Source organism: Halalkalibacter flavus, from assembly GCF_036663575.1.
Lineage (GTDB): Bacteria > Bacillota > Bacilli > Bacillales > Bacillaceae_D > Halalkalibacter > Halalkalibacter flavus.
In genome coordinates this window covers 1-2,863 of record NZ_JAWRVK010000090.1, presented here as the reverse complement: position 1 = coordinate 2,863, position 2,863 = coordinate 1, and the positions used below count along the sequence as shown (strand labels likewise).

The 2,863-nt window shown below is 33.4% G+C and carries 1 protein-coding gene and 1 pseudogene; both read right to left on the bottom strand.

Going from position 1 to position 2,863, the window contains the following annotated elements; genetic code table 11:
* Window positions 1-1,251, bottom strand: a 1,251-nt coding sequence (locus SAY88_RS24420) for a Kelch repeat-containing protein (RefSeq protein WP_332635040.1), incomplete at its 3' end; no start/stop codon positions are given.
* Between the two features lie 1,077 nt (window positions 1,252-2,328).
* Window positions 2,329-2,863, bottom strand: a pseudogene (locus SAY88_RS24410) (DegT/DnrJ/EryC1/StrS family aminotransferase); the annotation flags it as partial.

Sequence of the window (2,863 nt, the reverse complement as noted above, 5' to 3'; positions counted from 1 at the left end):
TATTGTACAAAATAAAGTGTTATCATTATAACATGTATCAGTAACGGTATCATAGATAATTATCCTATTTGAAAACTTGCCATTATACATCGAATTTTTTACAAGTTTGTTCTTATTCATAAAGTATCTATACGAATATCCTCCAATAAGGATAATATAACGGTCCTTATAAACTATCTCGTCATTACATGGTCCCCAATTACTAAGACCATTACAAATATTAGTTTTAATCAATGACCATTTTTTGGTCACCGTATTATATTTCCAATTATCGTTGATATTAAAATACCGTTTAGATATGTCCTTCTTACTAACCCAACTTTGGTTTGGATATATTCCTCCGATAATATAAATATCATCACCAATACTCGTCATAGCGGGATTAAACCTTAGAGTACCAGGAAAGGTATCATATTTTTGCCATCCTTTATTTAAGTTGTTAATATCTAGTCTATATAATACCCTTCCAATTTCTTTGTTTTTCTTGTTTTTTGAATTAACTTTGACCATTAAATGGGGACACCTATAATCTGACTCTCTATGTGCACCACAACATATATAAATATAATTGTTTATTTTGGTCATCCCGAATCCGCTCATACTGGTAGGCAAATTGGGTAATTTAGTCCATATCCATTTATTGTCTTTAAAATTTAGCGCATATCCGTCTCGTAACGTGCGAAAGGCTTGTTTTTTCTTATAATTAGTTAATGGACCATGAACCCTTGATGGTGTATAGACGAAACCGCCATAACAATACATGGTGTTGTCTATACAGACTGTTCTGCCTCCTTGTCTCTTTGTGCCAGGAAATTTAGGTATGCTATTCCACGTATGGATTTTTTTATTCAAATCTAGATAATAACCGTTATTTTTGAACCCTCTAATGTATTTTTTAACTTTAGGGTCTCTATCGTTGCCCGTGTAGGAATTATTTATTCCACCATTAAATCCACACAAAAATATTAATTTATTATCTATCATGCCAAAAAAAGTTTCCTCTATACCTGACGGTATACTAGTAGACTTTTTCCATGTTATCTTTTTTGGCGCGACAACCTTCCTTCTTTTTGCTTTTTTCGCTGCGACAGCCTTCCTTTTTTTTGCTTTTTTCGCTGCAACAACCTTCCTTTTTTTTGCTTTTTTCGCCGCAACTATCTTCCTTTTTTTTGCTTTTTTCGCTGCAGCAACCTTCCTTTTTTTTGCTTTTTTCGCCGCAACTACCTTCACTTTTTTTGCTTTTTTCGCCATAATAACCCTCTCTCTTTGTAAGAATAATTTAAGTGTATTAATATATAACAATTTAACTAATAGTTACGGTGATACCATCATATTCTTCGCATAAGATATTGAAACGACTAGTACCCAACAATAGTGTCTATTTATTTAGAAGACATTGAAACAACTCTACCATCGAAACATAAAAGTAATTAAGAGCATTAATTAAACGACCGACAGCTTAGATGACTCATTTCTATAGTCATCTAAGCTGCCGGTCTTAACTTTTAGGCTCTATGTGAAAAAGGTTTCAACTGAGTGGACGAACCAGTTAATTTATTCTCAATTTTTTACGATCATTTCTAATTAATAAAAAAAGATAGTATATTATTTTATATAATCACCTATTTATCACGTTTTTTACATTTGCTTTACTCGTAAGGAACTGCCTTTTACCTGATTGTGTCTAGCATTCCAATAATATTTTCATAAACATAGCAACGGAGCGAAGCTCACTTGTGATCGTATAGCTAAGTTACTCTCCAAAAAGGGAGATGATTCAAGCGACTAATCAAGTTTTTAAAACGTCAATATGAAAATTCGATCCTTATATGGTTCTTAAGATAGACTTTATGAAATTGATTCAAATAATATAACGATTTATTATTCCATAAACCTTTAGTATCACTAATAACAAAATCGTCACTTGTAAGGTCTAAAGTTATCGTGTCAGCAGTATAGGTTTGTAGTTTCACAATCGATTCCTGGTCAATAATAGGACAATCCGACGTAATTCGAGATAGGAAGTAGTTTTGTCACCCCTCTATAAAAGCCTTTTTTACCAGCGCGTCCCATTCACCTATGCAGTTAAAGAGAACTCACATACGATAATACTAGGTAAGCGCAAAAGTAACACCTCCCAATTTTAGTGTTTTAATAGGCGCTTTCTTTATCCCCTTAACCTTTTTTAATTATTTCAAAATACTGTTTAAGTTACACTATTATTCGTCATTACTGTATAACTTTTCTGCAGACGTATTTACTGTCGTTGATGATGTTCCGTAAATATAGCCATGATTAAAAGCCTTGTCTTACTACTACAAGGCTAAAATTTAAGCCTAATGCGAACTGTATATCGGTCATACGAGAATTAAATCCCAGAAATTGCATCTCATTCTACCACGGGCCGTGATTTTTAGATAATTTATCTCGATCTCGTGTTATTCCATGAGAGCGAAACTGTACGAGTTTTTCATAGTATTTTTTAATATTTGTTGTGACCACACTCCACCTTCACCTGTTATATGTTTAACAGGATGAAAGCTAAACATGGTCATATCACTTATTGAGCCAACCTTTCTCCCTTTATAAAGAGTACCTAATGCAGGAGCTGCATCTTCTATTACAACTAGATTATGTTTATTAGCGATGGATTGAATATGATTAAGATCTGCAGGTTGACCTGTAAAATCAACAGGAATGATTACTTTTGTTTTTCAGTTATGAGGGACTGTATAGATGGAGGACATATATTGTAGGTGTATGGATCGATATCGGCAAATACTGGTTTTTCCGCCTGATAGATGATACAGTTTGCACTTGCTGCAAAGGTCATTGGAGTAGTAATAACTTCGTCCCCTTCTTT